Raw genomic sequence first — 18,422 nt, forward strand, 5'->3', positions numbered from 1 at the left:
TTACATCGAGAATATGACAATGGATGTTCGCCACTTTGCCTTCCTGGCCCGCCAACCTTCTGCTGCGCTGAAACCGCGAGACTCGTTCTTCGGCCTGCCCAAGCGCGGGTTGGTGCTGATCCTGGCCAACGCGCTGTTCTGGCAGCCGCTGCTGGCCCAGGCCGGAGGCATTGTGGTCAGTGCGCCGGGCACCACCGTCGGCCAGGCCGGCAATGGCGTACCGGTGGTAAACATCGCCACCCCCAATGGCAGTGGCTTGTCCCATAACCAATTCAAGGACTACAACGTCGGCCCCAACGGCGTGATCCTCAACAACGCCAACGGCCCCATGACGAACACCCAGCTGGGTGGCTACATCGTCGGCAACCCCAACCTCAAGGGCGGCGCGGCCAGCGTCATCCTCAACGAAGTCAACGGCGGCAGCCCCAGCCAACTGCGCGGCTACACCGAAGTGGCGGGCCAGTCGGCCAAGGTCATCGTCGCCAACCCGTACGGCGTTACATGCAGCGGCTGCGGCTTCATCAACACCCCCAACGTGACCCTCACCACCGGCAAACCGGTGCTCGACGCCAGCGGCCAGTTGCAGCGTTATCAGGTTGACGGCGGTGCCGTGACCATCGACGGCCAGGGCCTGAACGCCAGTAACGTCGACCGCTTCGAGATCATCACCCGTTCGGCCAAGATCAATGCGCAGATCAATGCACGAGAATTGACCGTCATTGCCGGGCGTAACGACGTCGATGCCAACAGCCTGAAAGCCACCGCGCGCGCCGATGACGGCAGCGCAAAGCCCGAGCTGGCCATCGATTCCTCGGCATTGGGCGGCATGTACGCCGGTGCGATCAAACTGGTGGGCACCGAAGCCGGCGTAGGGGTGAAACTCGACGGTACGCTGGCCGCCAGTGGCGGCGACATCCAGCTGGATGCCAACGGGCGCCTGAGCATGGCGCAGACGGCGACCACCGGTAACCTCAAGGTCACCGCGCAGAACGTGAACCTGACCGACAAGGTCTACGCCGCCGGCAATGTGCAGGTGAGCAGTGCTGAAGAACTGGTCAACCAAAAGAGCCTGGCCGCTGGCCAACGCATCGAACTCAAAGCCACCACCGTCACCAACCCGGGCATCATCGAAGCAGGCGTGCAGGCCGATAACAGCCGCAATGCCACCGGCGATGTGGTGGTGAATACGCAAACCCTGAACACCAGCGGCAACGTCCTGGCCAGCCGCTCGCTGAGCGCCACGGCCACCCGGGAACTGAACAACCAGGGCGCAGTGATCCAGGGTAAAACCGTCACGCTGAACAGTGCCAGACTGACCAACCAGGGCGCCACCGCGCGGGTGTATGGCGAGCAAGCGCTGGCGATCAACGCGCCGGCCATCGTCAACCTCGGCGGGCTGATTCGCTTCGGTGCCGATCAGGCGGCAACGCTGCAAACCGATTCGCTGGATAACCGCCAGGGCCATATCCAGGTCGCGGGCGGCAGCTTGACGCTCAACAGCGGCACGCTGAATAACACCGGCGGGCAGATTGTCGCGGGCAACCTCGGTGTAACAGCGGACACAATCAACAACCAGAACGGTTTCCTGGTTGCCGACGCCGTGACGGTCAACGCCGCCCGCCTCGACAACAGTGCCAAGGGCTTGATCAGTGCCGAGAAAGGCGCGCTCAACCTCACCGTCACCAACACCTTCAACAACAGCCAGGGTCATGCCCAGGCTGGCACTGACTTGAACCTGCGCGCCGGTGACGTCGCCAACCAGGACGGCAAGCTGGTGGGTGGGCAACTCACCGCTACCCTCGGCAGCCTCAGCAACAACGACGCAGGTGTACTCAGCGCGGATGCCGGCAAGTTGACCTTGACCGTCGCCCAACAGCTGAACAACGCCAAAGGTCACTTGCAGGCCGCCCAGGGCGACATCGAACTGCACGCCGCGAGCCTGGATAACCAGGGCGGCGCCATCATCGGCAAGCAGTTGCTGCTGGATGCGCGAAGCGGGCAGATCGACAACCGCGCCGGGCGTATCGTCGGTGACCAACTGGACGTGCGCGCCGGCAGCCTCGACAACCGCAGTGCCGGGTTGCTGGCCGGTGGTGTGCCGGGTGTGAGCGTGGTGCTGAACGACCAATTGCTCAACACCCAGGGCCGTATTCAAAGTGAGGGTGACCTGCTGCTGACCGGCAAGCGCCTGGGCAACAGCGCCGGGATCCTGCTGGGCAAGGCCCTCACTGTCACCGCGCAAGACCTCGACAACAGCAGCAAGGGCGCGCTGGTCAGCAATGACGGCGACATCACCCTCAACATCAGCAACCTGCTGACCAACACCAACGGTGTGATCGACGCCGCCGAACGCAGTGTGCTGGTCAAGGCCTTGACCACCCTCAACAACCAGAGCGGCACCTTGCGGGGCAAGCGCCTGGATATCGCGGCGCAAACCCTCGACAACGACCAGGGCCAACTCCTGGCTGGCAATCAGGGCGTGAGCTACCGCGGCCAGGACCTGAGCAATCGCCAGGGCATGATCCTCAGCGGTGGTGCGGCGGTCGACCTGACGCTGGGCACCTTGAACAACCAGGGCGGCACCGTGCAAGGCGACAGCTTGACGGTGACAGCCGACAGCGTCGACAACAGCCAAGACGGTACCAAGGCCGGCGCGTTGACCGCCTTGAAGAGCGACCTGCAACTGACGGTCGAGGCCTTGACCAACCGGGGCGGCAAACTGTTCGGCAAGGAGCACGTCACCGTCTCCGGCGCCACTCTGGACAACAGCGCCAACGGCCAGATCAGCGGCAATCAGCTCAGCCTGACCTCGCGTACCCAACTGACCAACCAAGGCGGCCTGATTGAGTCCAACCAGGGCCTGACCTTCAATGGCGGCAACCTCGACAACAGCGCGGGCGGCCAACTGCGGGCGATGGAAGGCGCCAGCAGCACGCTGACGGTCACCGACCAACTGAATAACCAGAACGGCATTCTTGAATTCGGCAGCCAGGCCTTCAGCCTCAGCGCCGGGCATCTGAATAACCAGGCCGGGCAACTGCAGCACGCTGGCACCGGCGTGTTCAGCCTCAATACCAGCAGCCTCAGCGGCAGCCAGGGCAGCATCAATGGCCTGGGCACCGCCGACTGGTCGTTCGGCCGGGTCGATGGCCTCGGCCGTGTGCAACTCAATGAAGCCTTGCACTACACCAGCACCCAGGGCCTGAGCCTCAAGGCCGGCGACCGCCTGGCCAGCGCCAAGGGTCTGACCCTGGATATCGCCAGCCTGGATAACGCGGGCGAGTTGCTCAGCGACGGTGACCTGAGTGTCAACCTGACCGGCGACATGACCAACAGTGGCCGCCTTTCGGCCCAGCAAAAACTGAGCGTGGTCGCCAACAACCTCAGCCAGAACGGCGGGCGTTTGGCCGGCGGCACCACCACCCGCATCACCCTGGGCGGTACGCTGGATAACCTCGGCTACCTCACCGCACGCCAGCAACTCGACATTGCCGCCGCACACATCAACAACCGCGGCACCCTCGGTTCACAAGGCAACGTCAACCTCAGCGCCAGCAATGGCATCAGCAATAGCGCCGACACGCTGCTGTTCAGCGGCGGCGATCTGACCCTGCGCGGGAACAGCTTCAGCAACCTGTACGGCGACGTCTACAGCAAGGGCAACCTGAGTTTCGCGGCGCTCGATGGCGGCATGGCGGCGGGCTTCAGCAACCTTTCCGGTACGGTTGAAAGCGAAGGCAATATCGGCATCAGTGCGCGGAATGTGGAAAACGCCAAGGCTGAATTCGAGTTGGGCCAGACCATCACCACCGGCAGCCTCAATTGGCAGTGCGGCCAGCACTGCGGCGGGCACGACTCGTTCAAGCGCGGTCAAATCACCATCAACCAGACCTACCTTGAATCCGCGATCAAGGACTCGGCCTCTGCGCGCCTGGTGGCGGGCAAAGACCTGCTGATCCAGGGCGACAACGTCCAGAACCGCTATAGCCTGCTGGCGGCGAATGGCAACCTGAGCATCACCGCCAACGACCTGCTCAACCAGGGCGCCGCGACTCGCACCGGGCAGAACACCATCGTCATCGGCACCCCGCAGCGCATCGACACCGATGAGTGGGACCGGATGGAATACATCGACGTACCCGCCTTCAACGCAGCAGTGGCAGCGGGTAATTTCGATGAAGCACGCTTTGAGGTGCTCAAGGCCCGGTCGAGCGACTGGCGTTTCTCCGAGCAAAGCAACGTCACCACCTGGACCGACAACGGCGGCCCAGGCTACACCGCGACGATACAGGCCGGTGGCGCGGTCAACCTCAACGTTGCGCGCACCCTGCAAAATGGCACGTTGCACACCAACACCCTGGAGCAACTGACCGGCACCCTCGGTGACGACCAGACCGGCATCCCCGTCGGCGGCATCAACATCAACCTGAGCAAGCACGTCAACGACGCCACCGCCCAGGCGCCGAGCAGCGTATTGCCGGTGACCAGCATCGCGCCCGACGGCCGCTACGTACCCGTGGACTACACCGGCGAGTCCTTCACCCCGGTCGACCCCACCACCGCGCCCGGCTTCCAGTTGCCCAAGGGCGACTACGGCCTGTTCATCAAAAACGCCGACCCCACCAGTCACTACCTGATCGAGACCAACCCGAACCTCACCACTGTGGCGGGCTTCTTCAGCTCCGACTACATGCTCGGCAAGCTCGGCTACAGCCCCGACAACGCCTGGCGTCGCCTGGGTGACGGGCAATACGAGTCACGGCTGATCCGCGATGCGGTGCTGGCGCAAACCGGGCAACGCTTCCTCGCCGGTGGCCTGACCAGCGACTACGACCAGTTCCGCTACCTGATGGACAACGCCCTGGCCAGCAAGGACGCCTTGCGCCTGAGCGTCGGCGTATCCCTCACTGACCAGCAAGTCGGCGCCCTGACCCACGACATCGTGTGGATGGAAAACCGCGTGGTCGACGGCCAGACCGTGCTCGTGCCGGTGCTCTACCTGGCCCAGGCCGACTCCCGCAACGTGCGCGGCAACAGCCTGATCCAGGGCCGCGACCTCAACCTGATGACCGGCGGCGACCTGATCAACGTCGGCACCCTGCGCGCCAGCAACAACCTCTCAGTGGCCAGCAGCGGCAGCCTCTACACCGGCGGCCTGATCGAGGCCGGCAACAACCTCAGCCTGCTGGCCCAGGACAGCATCCGCAATTCCATGGCTGGCGAGATACGCGGCACCCAGGTCAGCCTCACCACCCTGAAGGGCGACATCACCAACGACAACACCGCCATCCAGGTGCGCCAGGGTGCCGGCATGCGCACCCTCACCGACAGCAGCGCCGGCACCATCACCGCCCGCGAAAACCTGGCCATCGACGCTGGCCGCGACCTCACCAACCACGGTGCACTCACCGCCGGCGGCGATGCCGACCTGAAAGCCGGGCGCGACCTCAACCTGATCGCCGTCAGCGACACCAGCGAGATCCACGCCTTCAGCGACGGCGGGCACAAATCCAGCATCACCACCGACGTGAAAAACCAAGCGGCCACGGTCACGGCCGGTGGCAACCTGAGCATGGTGGCGGGGCAAGACGTCAACATCATCGGCAGCAACGCCACCGCGGGTAAGGACCTGAACATTCAGGCCGGGCGCGATTTCAACGTGGCGTCTGTCAGCGATGTGCACAACGTCGAAGGCAAGGAAAAAGACGGCAAGAAACGCATTAAGACCGCGGATGAGCAGACCACGCAGTTAGCCAGTGTGCTGACGGCGGGCAGGGACTTTACGAGCCAGGCCGGGCGCGACACCACGCTGGTGGCGAGCAAGATCAGTGCGGGGAATGAGGCTTATCTGTATAGCGGGGATAAGTTGAATTTGCTGGCGGCGCAGAACAGTACTCATACGTTGTATGACATGAAGGAGAACGGTGGCTGGGGCGCGAAGAAAGAGCAGCGAGACGAAGTAACCCGCACCACGAACGTTGGGACCGAGATCAAGACTGGCGGCAACCTCACGTTGATCAGCGAAGGTGACCAGCGTTACCAGGTCGCGAAGCTTGATAGTGGTAATGACATCATTCTTAACAGTGGCGGGGCCATCGTCTTTGAAGGCGTCAAAGACCTTCATGACGAGAGCCATACCAAGAGCAAGGGTGACCTCGCTTGGTTCAGCGCCAAAGGTAAAGGCAACACTGACGAAACGCTGCGCCAGAGTGAAATGATCGCTCAAGGGCAGGTCGTTATCAAAGCTGTCGACGGATTGAAGATTGATGTCAGGCAGATCGATCAGCAAACCGTTAGTCAGACCATCGATACCATGGTCAAAGCCGATCCGAATCTGGCTTGGCTCAAGGATGCTGAAAAGCGCGGTGACGTGGACTGGCGCCAAGTCAAAGAGATCCACGATAGCTTCAAATACAGTAACTCCGGTTTAGGTGCGGGCTCGCAGATTGTAATAGCAATTCTGATGGCCGCATTTGTCGGGCCGTTGGCAATGACTGCGGCTGCAGGTGCTGGAGCAGGCGTCGCTGTCGCGGCAGGTGCGGGAGCCGTAGCGGCAGGCGCTGCGACCAATGCGACGGTTAGTGTCGTTAATAATCGTGGCAACTTAGGGGCGGTGTTCAAGGATGTCACCTCTTCGGATGCTTTGAAGGGGTATACGATTTCCGGTGTGACCGCTGGATTGACCGCAGCTTATTTTGATGGCTGGACCGGAACTCATACTGATCAGGCGACTAAGCAAATAACGGGGCCACAGCTCAACACATGGACTGGTGTAGGGCAGTTTGCCGCGAACCAGACATTGCAAGGCGGTACTTCAACGCTGTTGAGTAAAGCATTGGGGCAGGGCGGCAGTGGGAGTGAGGCGCTGAAAACTGCGCTATTCAATACCCTGGCAGCGGCCAGCTTCAATGCCGTCGGCGACTACACGAAAAAGTGGAACATCGAAAACGGTTCAATTCCCAAGATCGCGATTCATGCGATGGTCGGTGGCCTCTTGGCCGAAGCAACGGGTGGAGATTTCCGTACAGGCGCATTGGCAGCCGGCGCCAATGAGGCACTGGTCGTACAGCTTAACGACATCGTGAAGGGCGACAAGACATTGTTGTCCATGAGTTCTCAACTGGTCGGTGTTTTAGCTGCGGCCACACAAAAAGATGCAGATGCTAGCAAATTGGAGAAGGGTGGCTGGGTGGCGAAAAATGCCACGCAGTACAACCACCAGCTTCACAAGTCTCAAGCCGATGCGTTGGATGAACAGCGACGGTTCCATCCGGAAAAGGCTGATCGTTTGAATGCGGCGGCCTGCGCTTTGGTTAGTTGCGCAGAGTCGATCCCGACCAACGATGAAACCTATAAGGACTTCAAGGCACTTCAGGATCGCGGCGCCACTTTTAGTGAGGAGATCGCGTTACTTGAGGCGACCGGCCAGTTTGGTGGCCGTAGTTGGCAGGATTGGAGCGACGATACGCTCAATGCTCACGGCAAGGCGGTGCAGGTCGTTGGAGCAAGCAAAGACACTGCCCTTGGCCTAGTCGGAGGGGCTACTGCATATACCGGGATGGTGATGTCGTCACCCGCATGTGTTGGCGTTGTTACCTGTGCCTTACCCATCGGCTTAGGAGCGCTTGGCACCACCTCGATGGTGGGGGCATGGGATTCTGCTAGCCGGATTACGGCGGATTTTAAATCCAATGAGCCCGACCGAGTGCTAGCTTCTTTCTTTCCGGAAACCTTTCCAGGAGAGTCGAGCGTAACGTCTGACCTGGCATGGAGCACGGCGAAATCCGCAGCTCAGGCGGCTCTGTTTGGCGGCGCGAGTAAATACTTTAATGGTAAGTTAGCTGGAGAGCTTGCCAGTGGTGCAAAAGGGCTAGGTTCTGCTGGTACGGGCACGACGGCGGGTAGTAATGTTGCAAGTACGACGCCTAAAGTTGATGTTTTTTGGAATAAAACAACAGTTCTAGATAGGACTGTTTATCAACGTAACGACCTCTTTGACCCAGAGGCCCTATCGACCTGGAGAGTACGAGGTAAAACTGTTGAAGGCTCAAACCTTGAGAGGATGGCCTCGGGTCGAGCACCAATTGGGTATGATGGGAAATCAGTTGAGTTACATCATCTCTCGCAAACTGAAGTTAATGGATTCGCTGGTACTCGTGGTTCACTTGCAGAAGTTGGTTCTGTTTTCCATAGCCAGAATAGCAGTGTTCTTCATGTCCCATCCAATGCCGCTCAAAGCTTTAGGTATACTCGTTACAAAGACTCTGCAGAATACAGAAACCCTACGACTGACTATGTTTCAGTTCCTACGGATTTGAATGCAAAAACATTGACAAAGCAGGCTAAAGAGTTTAACTCTTATCAGTCGGATTATTGGAAGTTGCGGGCTCGGAGCGGGGAGTAATTAGGCGTGGATTATTCGAGAATAATTAATCTTATTAAAGAGTCGGATTACGTTGAGTTTGCTGATTATGGTGACGGGATTGCTGATGAGTGGATTTATAAAGCTGAAGCTCGTCTTGGGTTGAAGTTGCCTGATAGCTATAAATGGTGGCTGAAGTGTTATTCTGGCGGGGAAATATCTGGGGAGGAGATTTATAGTATCTACGAAATGGATTTTGATAGTGTAAGGGGGGGGGATATCGTTTATATGTCAATCGTTAACGGTCGAAATGGGTTGTGTGGGAAGGAGAGGCTATTTATCTGCGAACCGCCGGGTGCAGGGGAATCATTTTATTTTGCCACGGACGATGGTCTTAATGATGGAGAGTATCCTGTTTATAGGCTTGAACTTTCTGATCAAACTTCTAGTTTGTATGCGAAAAACTTTATAGATTTCTTAGAAAAAAGAATAATGTCTTTCAGTTGAATAACGATTCTGCGTTTAAAAAATGGTTGAGAAAGGCTCGGTGCAAAAGCGACAGGAGAATTAGCTAGTTCTGGTGGGAAACCCACTGTTGAGTTATTTGGTGGGAAGAATGCTCAAACTCCTGGTGCTATAAACGTGGATGTCCGAGCAGATATTCAGTCTGGTATTCGAGCGGACGCAACGAAACTTCCTTTCAAGGATAGTTCGGTGGGAGAGATTGTTGCTAGTAACCCATTCATTCCCAAGAGTGCAGGTGGTACTAACTCAATGATGGATTTTCTTCCGGAAGCTACTCGCGTGGTTGAGCCTGGTGGAAAGATATTTGTCAACGCAAATGCTGCGAACCCTTACGGAAAAATACCAAGTGCGTAAAGGGGACGGATTTATTTAAATATTTAAAAATCCAGATGAGTTGATTAAATAAATCCGTCCCCTTTGACCCAATGTGGTGAGTTTGAAAACGATTGATACCCGAGGTAAAGGGTGGTCTTATGACATGAGAACCCATATGGACACCTTGCAAAGTTCAAAAATTACCGTGGATGGCGTACCGGCAACGAAAATTTTGGACATCCGAGTTCAACCGGGCGGAATGGCTGACGCGAGCAAGCTTATAGAGTATGGAAAGCAACGTAATATTACTGTGATTATTAAAGAGTTCGGTGGCTAATCATATGGCTGAAATTGAAATTGTCTTTAGCGAGAGGCTACATGATGGCGCTTCAGTTGTATGGGGGCGGCTAATACAACAGCTCAAAAACTTTAATGAGGATACCGTCATTGATGGCTTTACCGGCAAGAAAATAGGGTTGGCGGACGTTTCGAATTACTTGGAGAAAAACAAGTGTCAGAGTTTTTTTATTGAGCTGGCAAACGGTTCTGTCGAGTTTTCGTATGTGGCAGATAAAGCGTTTTATCGGCTTGATATGAAACACCTGGCGAATTCGATTGAAGTTGCACAGACCTTGATTGAAGCTTTAATCGATGAGCCCGGCTTTGTTCAGGCTCGAATTTACGACGCCGAGTATGATCGATGGCAAAATGCCGAGAGTCTTACGCTCTTTGAAGTTGAGCGCGTCGAACACGCTCATCTGCCCAAGAAAAGTAATGGGCTGCCTTTTCCGCTGACCCAAGAGGTCGTAGATATATCAAAAAATCCTGGGCGTTGGGTTTTAAGAAACGGCTACATTGAGGCGGTTGGCGCTTTCATGTGGGTAAGCAAATCCTTGCTTCAGTTAGTGGGTGTCGACGAAAAGAAGTTAATGGATATCGACTGCTTTGCAGTAGAAGATTTGGGCGGCGTTTTGAAGATTGCTGCCTATAATCAGTGCTTCACTGCAGCCGTAGGGGCTCAGGCAGAGAGGCAGGACTTGCTGAGAGAAGTTTTGTTTAACGCGTGAATTAGAGCGAGAATCGGGCGCGGGAAATAGGGTTCAGGCCACGGTTTTCTAATTAAAGTATTAATAGTGGTCTGACCCCCTATTTCTCGGTCGATGATATAACAGCGTAAAGGGGGCGGATTTATTTAAATATTAAAAATTTCTTATGAGTTAATTAAATAAATCCGTCCCCTTTAACCAAATGCAAGTGGTATCTGTAATAAGTGTAGTGCAGGTTTGACGGGTAATAGTGACCTGAATGGGGTGGTTAAACAATTCAGTCAGCGCTATCCTACTCTTCTGCTAAGAGTTACCGCTGAGGGAGGGGCAGCAATGCCAAATCGTCTAACAGTCCTAGTTAAAGATGGGAGAATAGTTAATGGACAATGAAGAAGCGCTTAAAGTCATTGACAGTATGATGTGGGTAAAGAAAGCCTCAATTTTCCTTCTGTTGCTTGATTATGCTCTACGTAACCTTGACTCGGCGAGTGATACGCAAAAAAAATGTCAGGAGGCAGTTGATAAGTGTTGGCGATGGTTGTCTGATCGAGGGCTCAGTGCTGATGAATTAGCATATTATCTAGACTCCGATGATATGCAGAGCGGACCGCTGGCAGAAGGAAATTTTGCATCTGAAAGCGTAGAACAAAATAGTTTAATTTTAATATTGTTGGTGATCGGTTTTTTTGCCAATAAGGCCTATAAGATTGTAGGGCTACAAGAGCAAATGTCTGAGCCGGTATGTGAGGCGGACGAGAGCTCTGCTGTATATATTGTTGCTTATATTGAACGGATAGGCTTGTCTGATAAGTTGAGTGTTTATCTATCTGCACACGTTTTGGAAAATAGGGGGCAATCCACGTTTTAATGCTGGCAGAGTTGCTCTTTAACGTAAAGGGCAAGGATTTATTTAGGACGTAAAAGTGACGGATTTGTTTAAATATTAGATTTAAAAACTCCAGCTAGGTCAATTAAATAAATCCGTCCCCTTTGCCCAGAGTGAGTATAAAAAATGGAAAACTTGGAACTCTCCGAGTTAAAATTTCCGAGTATGAGAGAGGAGCTGGTTTCCTATCTGGCAGGTTTGTCGGACTCAGATTACCAGTTCCGTGCCTGGGTAGAACGTTCATCGCCGAATTTAGCTTATGATGAACTTGATTACACAATACATTTTTTATATGACGATGCAGGGCTCGCTGAAAATGCATACACTTGGATAGGGCTAGTTTTGAAAAATGATCAGGAAGCTAGAGCCATCGAGGACGTGGTTCAAGCTATTGACGCGCTTTTTGATAAGTATGGTCCTGATCTTTCTGATAAAGAGTATTTGGAAAAAGAAGAGTGGGCACGCATAGTGTGCGTTTCTAAAGATGCTTTAAAAGTTTTGCTTCATGGTAAGTGAGGTTGTTTAACCGAGTTAAAGGGGCGGCACCCAGGCCGCCCGGCTTTTACTCAGGATGGATCGGTATTGAGTCTGCGACTGATGACATCCAGCAAATCACACCCATCGCGCAGCGGAATCGCCAGCAATTGGGCGAAGTCTTGAAGCACCACAGCATCGCTGCTGAGTTGGTCGCGGAAGGCCAGGTTTTCCAGCAGTTGGGTGACGGCGCGAATCCGGTACACGGCGGCGTCGTGGAGGACATCGAGGGGCGCATGGGTGTCGATAAGCAGGGCGGGGACGGTGCAGTCGTGGCCCGTGAGGGGCATGTATCGATTCATTGTCAGTACTCTGTTGGTGGATTAAGCCACCACTCATTCGTCGCCAAACGAATGGGTGGCGGCCGTACGCAGGTTGGCGAACCGGCAACAGAGAAAACCGGCAGACCCGAAGGTCTCCCGCGCACAGCCGCCATATCATGCACAGCTTTGCGGGTGCAAAAACACCTGCATAGAAGCGGGATGCTTTTGCGCTCTGTTGTCAGGTCGCCAAACCTGAATCGCCATGTGGGCGACGGCCCGGACTATAAGCCCGCACCCAAACCCACGCAAGGCAGCAAAGTACTGGCCCACTCCCAATGCCTCATGTCTTCACCCCCATTGCCGACACCCTGGCGATGATTAAACGCATCCACCCACCACCAACATTAAAGGACTGATGTGAAAAACCTTCTCCTGATTCTCCTCTCCACCCTCATCCTCGGCGGCTGCGTCAGCCAGCCCCTCACGCCCGAGCATCGTGCGCAGGTCAAGACGGTCAAAGTGCTGCCCGTAAAGTGGGAAAAGAACATGGTCTACATGGGCCGTGAACAAGCCTGGGGTGCGGCCCTGGGCGCCGGGCTTGGCGCGGGCGTCGGCATGGCCAGCGGCGCGTCCAAGTTGGGCACGGCGGCCTTGAGCGGCGCGGGGTTTGCCGCCGGCATGAAGGCGGGGCAACTGGCCGAGATGTCGACGCCGGCGGCGATCCTCACGGTGATGGACGCCGAAAATATCGACTTGGGTGTGTTGCTCAAGCAGGCCTTCATTGATGCCTTGGGTAAGACGTCATCGCTCAAAGTGGTGGGTGACGACGAGCCGGCCGATGCGCAGATTCAACTGACGGTAGGCGAGTGGGGCTTTCGCCTGACCCAGGGTTTCAGCAGCGTGGTCTACCCGACGCTCACCGTGGTGGCGCGCATGGACCGTGGCGACGAGATGCTCTGGCGCACGGTGGAGTCGATCACGCCGTTCAATGGCCAGAATGTCTACGGCTACACGCCGCTCACATATCGCACTGATCCTGAGGCGTTGCGCCGCGCGTTGACGGGTATCACGCAGATCTCCGGGAGTTATTTGGTGAAGGAGCTCAAGTAGACCAGCGAGAGGTCGCCGCGTGGCTTGCGGTGGCTGATCCTGACGCGAGCAGTTTGATAGAACCCGCCGAGCACCTTGAACATTTTGTATATCCCATTGTCTTTACCCCGCCCACCCGCAACCGGTCGGGCTGCATGGACTGCAGCGTTTTCAAATGACATTAAGGATTAATGTGAACCTCGCCCCCCAAGCCTCTTTTCTGTCACCGCCCGCTGTGGTGCACAGGCGCGCGCCTGCGTTTCAGGAAGGCACCCTGGGGGAATGCATTCGGATCAATTGATCCCTCGCTTAGCACACCTACTGCCGCCGGGCCTATTGGCGGCTTTTAATGTAGTTCATGGAGTTTGAAATGAAGCGTAAGCAGTTCCAGAAAAGCCTGTTGGCACTCATGGTCGGCGCAATCAGTACGCAAGCGCTGGCGGTGGAATTCGACTTGGGGCAGGGCAAGAACATTTGGGTCGGCGAGACCTTTAATGAGTCATTGATTATCAACGGGACGTTCTCCGAAGTAGTGGTGCCGACCACCACCAACCCTGCCGGACTGGGTGTGGCCAACACCACTATCCAGGGTTCGTTGATCAACCGTGCCGACATCACTCTGGATTCCCAGGGCGCCGCCATCCGTGCGATTGCCCTGGATCCGCTGTTCTGGTCGGGCCCGCAGAACCTGAGCCCGGGAACTGTCACCGGGGACGTGGTCCAGGCGGGCAACATTCTTATGAAAAATGGGGGTTACGAGGGCCTTGAGATCGGCGCGACGACCATCGGTGGAAGTGTCATCAACTCTGGCACCATCCGTTCCACGCTGCCCCTGACGCCGCCGGCTTCACCTTCCTACGTGGATGGCGGCGAAGGCATTTACCTGCATGGCACCACCATCGCCGGCGACGTCTCGAACACCGGTGTGATCGACATGAAAGGTGATTACGCCATCGGCCTGATCCTCGACCGCCAGAACAATCTGGGTACCACCGTCGGCGGCAAAATCCTCAACGCCGGCACGCTCAAGGCGACGGGCGAGGGCGCCTGGGGCATCGAGGTGGAAACCGACACCAACCCTCTGCGCATCGAAAACAGCGGCCTGCTTTCTGCCAACGGCAATGACGCCAAGACGGTGATGTTTCTAAACGGTACGGTCGACTACATCCTCAACACCGGCACCGTCGAGGCCACGGGCACCAACGCCAATGCCTTCGAGTTTGCCGGGGCAACCTTTGCCCAGAACAGCGCGACCGGCGCGCGCGGCATCGTTAACCGCGGCACGATCAGCGCCGATGGTACAGCCATTCATGTAGATGCCACGGACCAGACCTCGGCGTTCGAGATCAACCAGCAAGCCGGCGAAATCCGCAGTAACGCCGGCATCGCCATCGACGCGGCAAACCTGGCCACCTTGAACTGGACGGGCGGCAAGATCATCGGCGACGTGCTCAACGTCAACGCCGTGAATATCGCCGGCCAGGCCGATTTCACCGGCAGCCGCATCATCGCGCCGGTATCGGTCAACTCGGGCTCGCTGAACCTGTCGGCGCCCGGTACTGCGATCACTGGCAACCTCAACGTTGCTAGCGGCGCAGGTATTGATATGCACCTGGCCGACAGCGTAGTGCCGACCACGCCGTACCTGACTGTCAACGGTGCAGCGAATTTCGCCCAGGCTTCGAAGCTGACCGTGAGCGCCAAGCCGGGCGACTTCGCCAGCACCAACAACGGCACTCAGTACACCCTGTTGCAAGCCACCAGCGTGCAAGACAATGGCCTGTCTGTGGCCAGCTCGTCCTCTCTGCTGAACGTGCTGAGCTACTCGGCCGACGCGCAAACGGTCAAGGCCGTAGTGGCGGTTAAAGACAACCAGCAAGTGCAGCAGGAGCTCGCCGCGGTGGGCGCCGGCGCTGCGTCAGCGACGGCGGTGAACACCTTTAAAAACGACGTACTGAGCGGACTCAATCAGAACGACCCAGTGTTCCAAACCCTGGCTGACGCCGGCACAGCACAGCAGCTTGCTCAGGTCAGCGAACAACTCAAGCCGGACGTCAATCGCGGCGCCCTGGACGTGGCGTTGTCGGGCCAGACCGTGGTCAACGGCGCGATCTTCAACCGCCTCACCGACCAGCGCGAAAGCCATCAAACCGGCGGCGTGTGGGTGCAGGGCCTGAGCAGCAACATGGACCAGGACGGGCGTGGCGGCAACAACGGCTACTCGGCCAACAGCAGCGGCATGGCCGTGGGTGTGGACGGGCGCTTGAACGACACCACCACGTTGGGCGTGGCGTACAGCTACCTTAACTCCAACATCCATTCCGACCTCGGCAACAAGACCGATGTGGAGGGCCATGCGCTGTCGCTGTACGGCAACTGGTCGCTGCAAAACTGGTTTGTCGACGGCAGCCTCAGCTATGGCCATAACGACAACGACAGCAAACGCCATATCGCCGGCACCACAGCCAAGGGCAGTTACGACAGCAATGTGCTGTCTGCCAGTGTGATCGGCGGCTACAGCTTCAAGCCGTCGCAGGCCGTGGTGATCGAGCCGCGCGTGGCAGCGCGTTACGCCAACGTGCGCATGGACGGTTTCAACGAGAAGGGCTCCTCGGCCGCGCTGAGCACCCAGTCGCAACGCTATGAAGTGGGCGAGCTGGGCGCTGGTGTGCGCTTGGCGGGCAACTTGCCCATGGGGGCCGGTAGCTTGCAGCCGGAAGCAACCTTGATGGCGTATCACGACCTGATGGGTGATCGCGTCGCACAAACCTCCAGCTATGTGCTCGGCGGTTCTGCGTTCACCGTCACCGGCGCTTCGGTGGCGCGTGACAGCTATGAAGCCAGTGTCGGCGTGAACTACCAGGTGTCGGACTTTACCGTGGGTGCCAGCTACACCCGCCAGGCCCGCAGTGGTTTTGATGCCGATGGGGTCATGCTCAAGGCGCGGTACGCGTTTTAAGTATTACGGCCGATAGAAAACGGCATCGGGCTGCGGTTCTCCCACGTAGCCCGAGCCAGACTTTTAAATGTGCTCAAGGAAGTAACCCATGAAAAAGACCTCACTCTTAATCCTCGCCCTGGTCTTGGCCGGCTGCCACTCCACTGCCAGGAACTCCTCGCCAAGCCTGCTGACGGACGGCGTCCAGTTGCAGCAGAAAAAGGTCGAGGTGGACGCCGAACACGCCAAGGTCATCATGAAGGCAACCGGTTTTACCTATCCGGTGCAGTTCTCCGTACGCCGTAGTTCCGATGCAGACCAGCGACCGGAAATCCTCGGGACGGTGGTGGATTCCGGCCGTGGCAAGGTATTCGGCTGGATCGCCAAGATGAACGAAGTGGGCAACAGCGCCGTCGCCAAACGCTTCCCGCAGTTGGAAGTGCAGGCTGACCCGGGGCAGCCCTTTGAAGTGATCGGCGAGTCACGGGTCTACAACGCCAACTATGTCGGCCTCGTCAAAACCTATGTGTATGAGTGCGGCCCCATGAGTTCGACCTTCAAGCCTGAGAAGCAAAAGGTTTACCTGGTGGAATTCGTGATTATCGGGAAGGGCTGTGAGCAGCATGTGTATGACGTAACTGCGCCTAATGAGCGTGTCCCGGTGGCGACTGTGGCGGCGACAGGAAATATTCCGTCGCTCTAAGTTGCTTTAACCCGAATCGCCAGCCCCTTGCGTCTGACCTTGTGAACGGATCATTCATTCACGAGGTTCAGCCCATGTCCCGTCCTCTTCTGCTGTTGCGTCCTGCCGCCCAAGGCTTCACCGTGACCCTGCTGGTGGCGCTTGCCGGGTGTGGGCTCTCTTCATCCCGTGACGTGGCCAAGCCCGCTGAGTCGGCGCCTGTCGTGGAGGTGCAAAGTGAGCCCGCCAGCGTCCAGGGGGCCATGGTCAAGCGGATGGTTGCGCCTGCACCGATGGCGTCGCGATTGGTCATGAACGACTCGATCGCCATGCAATACCAGACCGAGCCTCGGGAGCACTATCAGAACCTCCCGGACAACCCGATTCGCAGCGTTGCCGAAACACCGGTCTCCACCTTCAGCGTCGATGTCGACACCGGCAGCTATGCCAACGTACGACGTTTCCTTAATCAAGGCAGCCTGCCGCCCGAAGGTGCTGTGCGACTTGAGGAGATGGTCAATTACTTCCCTTATGACTACGCCTTGCCCACCGACGGCTCGCCCTTTGGCGTGACCACTGAAGTAGCACCGTCACCCTGGAACCCCCACACCCGACTGTTGCGCATCGGCATCAAGGCCTCGGACCGCGCGGTGGCAGACCTGGCACCGGCCAACCTGGTGTTTCTGGTGGACGTATCCGGCTCGATGAATCGCCGCGAAGGCCTGCCGCTGGTCAAGAGCACCCTGAAACTGTTGGTGGATCAATTGCGCGACCGGGACCGCGTCTCGCTGGTGGTCTACGCCGGCGAATCGCGAGTGGTGCTCAAGCCCACCTCGGGCCGGGACAAAACCAAAATCCGCAACGCCATCGACCAACTCACCGCCGGCGGCTCCACCGCAGGCGCGTCGGGGATCGAAATGGCCTACCAAATGGCCCGCGAAGGGTTTATCGACAAAGGCATCAACCGCATCCTGCTGGCCACCGATGGCGACTTCAACGTGGGCGTCAGTGACTTCGACAGCCTCAAGCAAATGGCGGTCGACCAGCGCAAAAGCGGCGTGTCCCTGACCACCCTCGGCTTCGGTGTGGATAACTACAACGAACACCTGATGGAACAACTGGCCGATGCCGGTGATGGCAACTACGCCTATATCGACAACCTGCGCGAAGCCCGCAAAGTGCTGGTGGACCAGCTCAGCTCAACCCTCGCCGTGGTGGCCCGGGATGTGAAACTGCAAGTGGAATTCAATCCGGCGCAGGTCAGTGAATACCGATTGCTGGGTTATGAAAACCGCGCCCTGAAGCGTGAGGATTTCAACAACGACAAGGTCGACGCCGGCGAAATCGGTGCAGGGCATACAGTGACCGCGTTGTATGAAATTGTCCCGAAGGGTGAACAGGGTTGGCTGGAGCCACTGCGCTACGCATCGGCGGCCAAGGCTGACGGTAAAACTGATGAGTTGGCGATGTTGCGGGTACGCTACAAACCAGCGGAAGGCGGCGATAGCCGACTGATCGAACACCCGATCAGCAACCAGCACAGTGGCAAAACCAGCGACGACCTGCGTTTCTCTGCTGCCGTGGCCGCCTTCGCCCAGCAACTCAAGGGTGATGGCCGCTACACTGGCAGCATGAGTTTCAAGGACACGGCCGCATTGGCCCGCTCCGCTCGGGGCGACGACCCTTTTGGTTTGCGCGGCGAATTTGTGCAACTGGTCGAATTGGCCCAGAGCCTTCAGGCCCCGGCCAGACACTGATCCACCTCAAAGGAGTGCGCCACCT

Annotated in this window: 12 protein-coding genes; 11 read left to right on the plus strand and 1 reads right to left on the minus strand. The window is 57.4% G+C overall.

The annotated features are described in order from the left end of the window. The first annotated feature begins 19 nt into the window (after positions 1-19). From HX873_RS16775 to HX873_RS16805, 7 genes are all read left to right on the plus strand, one after another. Positions 20-8,404 carry a DUF637 domain-containing protein gene (locus tag HX873_RS16775; RefSeq protein WP_177122932.1) on the plus strand — a complete coding sequence of 2,795 codons (8,385 nt, stop codon included), beginning with the start codon at positions 20-22 and terminating at the stop codon, positions 8,402-8,404. A gap of 6 nt (positions 8,405-8,410) precedes the next feature. Then, complete coding sequence (locus HX873_RS16780; protein ID WP_008433668.1) at positions 8,411-8,869, plus strand: SMI1/KNR4 family protein; 459 nt, start codon at positions 8,411-8,413, stop codon at positions 8,867-8,869. Positions 8,870-9,004: 135 nt separating this feature from the next. Further along, positions 9,005-9,241: a methyltransferase domain-containing protein gene (locus HX873_RS16785; protein WP_256579544.1), complete on the plus strand. Its 237-nt coding sequence runs from the start codon at positions 9,005-9,007 to the stop codon at positions 9,239-9,241. Between the two features lie 136 nt (positions 9,242-9,377). Then, positions 9,378-9,539, plus strand: coding sequence for a hypothetical protein (locus HX873_RS16790; RefSeq protein ID WP_008433669.1), 162 nt, complete (start codon positions 9,378-9,380; stop codon positions 9,537-9,539). A gap of 4 nt (positions 9,540-9,543) precedes the next feature. Beyond that, positions 9,544-10,269: a hypothetical protein gene (locus HX873_RS16795; protein ID WP_008433670.1), complete on the plus strand. Its 726-nt coding sequence runs from the start codon at positions 9,544-9,546 to the stop codon at positions 10,267-10,269. Between the two features lie 358 nt (positions 10,270-10,627). Continuing rightward, on the plus strand, positions 10,628-11,116 hold the full coding sequence (locus HX873_RS16800; protein ID WP_008433671.1) for an Imm6 family immunity protein: 489 nt from the start codon (positions 10,628-10,630) through the stop codon (positions 11,114-11,116). A 144-nt stretch (positions 11,117-11,260) separates the two neighbouring features. Further along, on the plus strand, positions 11,261-11,650 hold the full coding sequence (locus HX873_RS16805) for a hypothetical protein (RefSeq protein WP_177122933.1): 390 nt from the start codon (positions 11,261-11,263) through the stop codon (positions 11,648-11,650). A gap of 50 nt (positions 11,651-11,700) precedes the next feature. On the opposite strand, the gene HX873_RS16810 is transcribed toward HX873_RS16805, so the two are convergent. Then, complete coding sequence (locus HX873_RS16810; protein ID WP_008433674.1) at positions 11,701-11,958, minus strand: hypothetical protein; 258 nt, start codon at positions 11,956-11,958, stop codon at positions 11,701-11,703. Positions 11,959-12,348: 390 nt separating this feature from the next. Between HX873_RS16810 and HX873_RS16815 the strand changes: the two genes are divergently transcribed. The 4 genes from HX873_RS16815 to HX873_RS16830 all read left to right on the plus strand — a co-directional run bounded on the left by HX873_RS16815 (position 12,349) and on the right by HX873_RS16830 (position 18,397). After that, a complete protein-coding gene (locus HX873_RS16815; protein WP_102367864.1) occupies positions 12,349-13,041 on the plus strand; it encodes a hypothetical protein in 693 nt (230 codons plus the stop codon). Between the two features lie 349 nt (positions 13,042-13,390). Continuing rightward, positions 13,391-15,979 (plus strand): autotransporter outer membrane beta-barrel domain-containing protein, encoded by a 2,589-nt coding sequence (locus tag HX873_RS16820; RefSeq protein WP_177037335.1) that lies wholly within the window; start codon positions 13,391-13,393, stop codon positions 15,977-15,979. Between the two features lie 88 nt (positions 15,980-16,067). After that, the gene (locus tag HX873_RS16825) at positions 16,068-16,661 is read left to right on the plus strand and encodes a hypothetical protein (protein WP_008433680.1); all 594 of its coding nucleotides are present in this window, start codon (positions 16,068-16,070) and stop codon (positions 16,659-16,661) included. A 74-nt stretch (positions 16,662-16,735) separates the two neighbouring features. After that, entirely contained in the window at positions 16,736-18,397 is a 1,662-nt protein-coding gene (locus tag HX873_RS16830; RefSeq protein ID WP_177122934.1) for a VWA domain-containing protein, read from the plus strand. Positions 18,398-18,422 lie beyond the last annotated feature (25 nt).

Source organism: Pseudomonas sp. P7758 (assembly GCF_013386485.1).
In the GTDB taxonomy this organism is placed as follows: domain Bacteria; phylum Pseudomonadota; class Gammaproteobacteria; order Pseudomonadales; family Pseudomonadaceae; genus Aquipseudomonas.

Excerpts from the sequence above, each read along its gene's own strand:
- HX873_RS16775 (WP_177122932.1), top strand. The coding sequence starts at position 20 with ATGGATGTTCGCCACTTTGCCTTCCTGGCCCGCCAACCTTCTGCTGCG.
- HX873_RS16790 (WP_008433669.1), top strand. The coding sequence starts at position 9,378 with ATGGACACCTTGCAAAGTTCAAAAATTACCGTGGATGGCGTACCGGCA.
- HX873_RS16795 (WP_008433670.1), top strand. The coding sequence starts at position 9,544 with ATGGCTGAAATTGAAATTGTCTTTAGCGAGAGGCTACATGATGGCGCT.
- HX873_RS16800 (WP_008433671.1), top strand. The coding sequence starts at position 10,628 with ATGGACAATGAAGAAGCGCTTAAAGTCATTGACAGTATGATGTGGGTA.
- HX873_RS16805 (WP_177122933.1), top strand. The coding sequence starts at position 11,261 with ATGGAAAACTTGGAACTCTCCGAGTTAAAATTTCCGAGTATGAGAGAG.
- HX873_RS16810 (WP_008433674.1), bottom strand. The coding sequence starts at position 11,958 with ATGCCCCTCACGGGCCACGACTGCACCGTCCCCGCCCTGCTTATCGAC.
- HX873_RS16820 (WP_177037335.1), top strand. The coding sequence starts at position 13,391 with ATGAAGCGTAAGCAGTTCCAGAAAAGCCTGTTGGCACTCATGGTCGGC.
- HX873_RS16825 (WP_008433680.1), top strand. The coding sequence starts at position 16,068 with ATGAAAAAGACCTCACTCTTAATCCTCGCCCTGGTCTTGGCCGGCTGC.
- HX873_RS16830 (WP_177122934.1), top strand. The coding sequence starts at position 16,736 with ATGTCCCGTCCTCTTCTGCTGTTGCGTCCTGCCGCCCAAGGCTTCACC.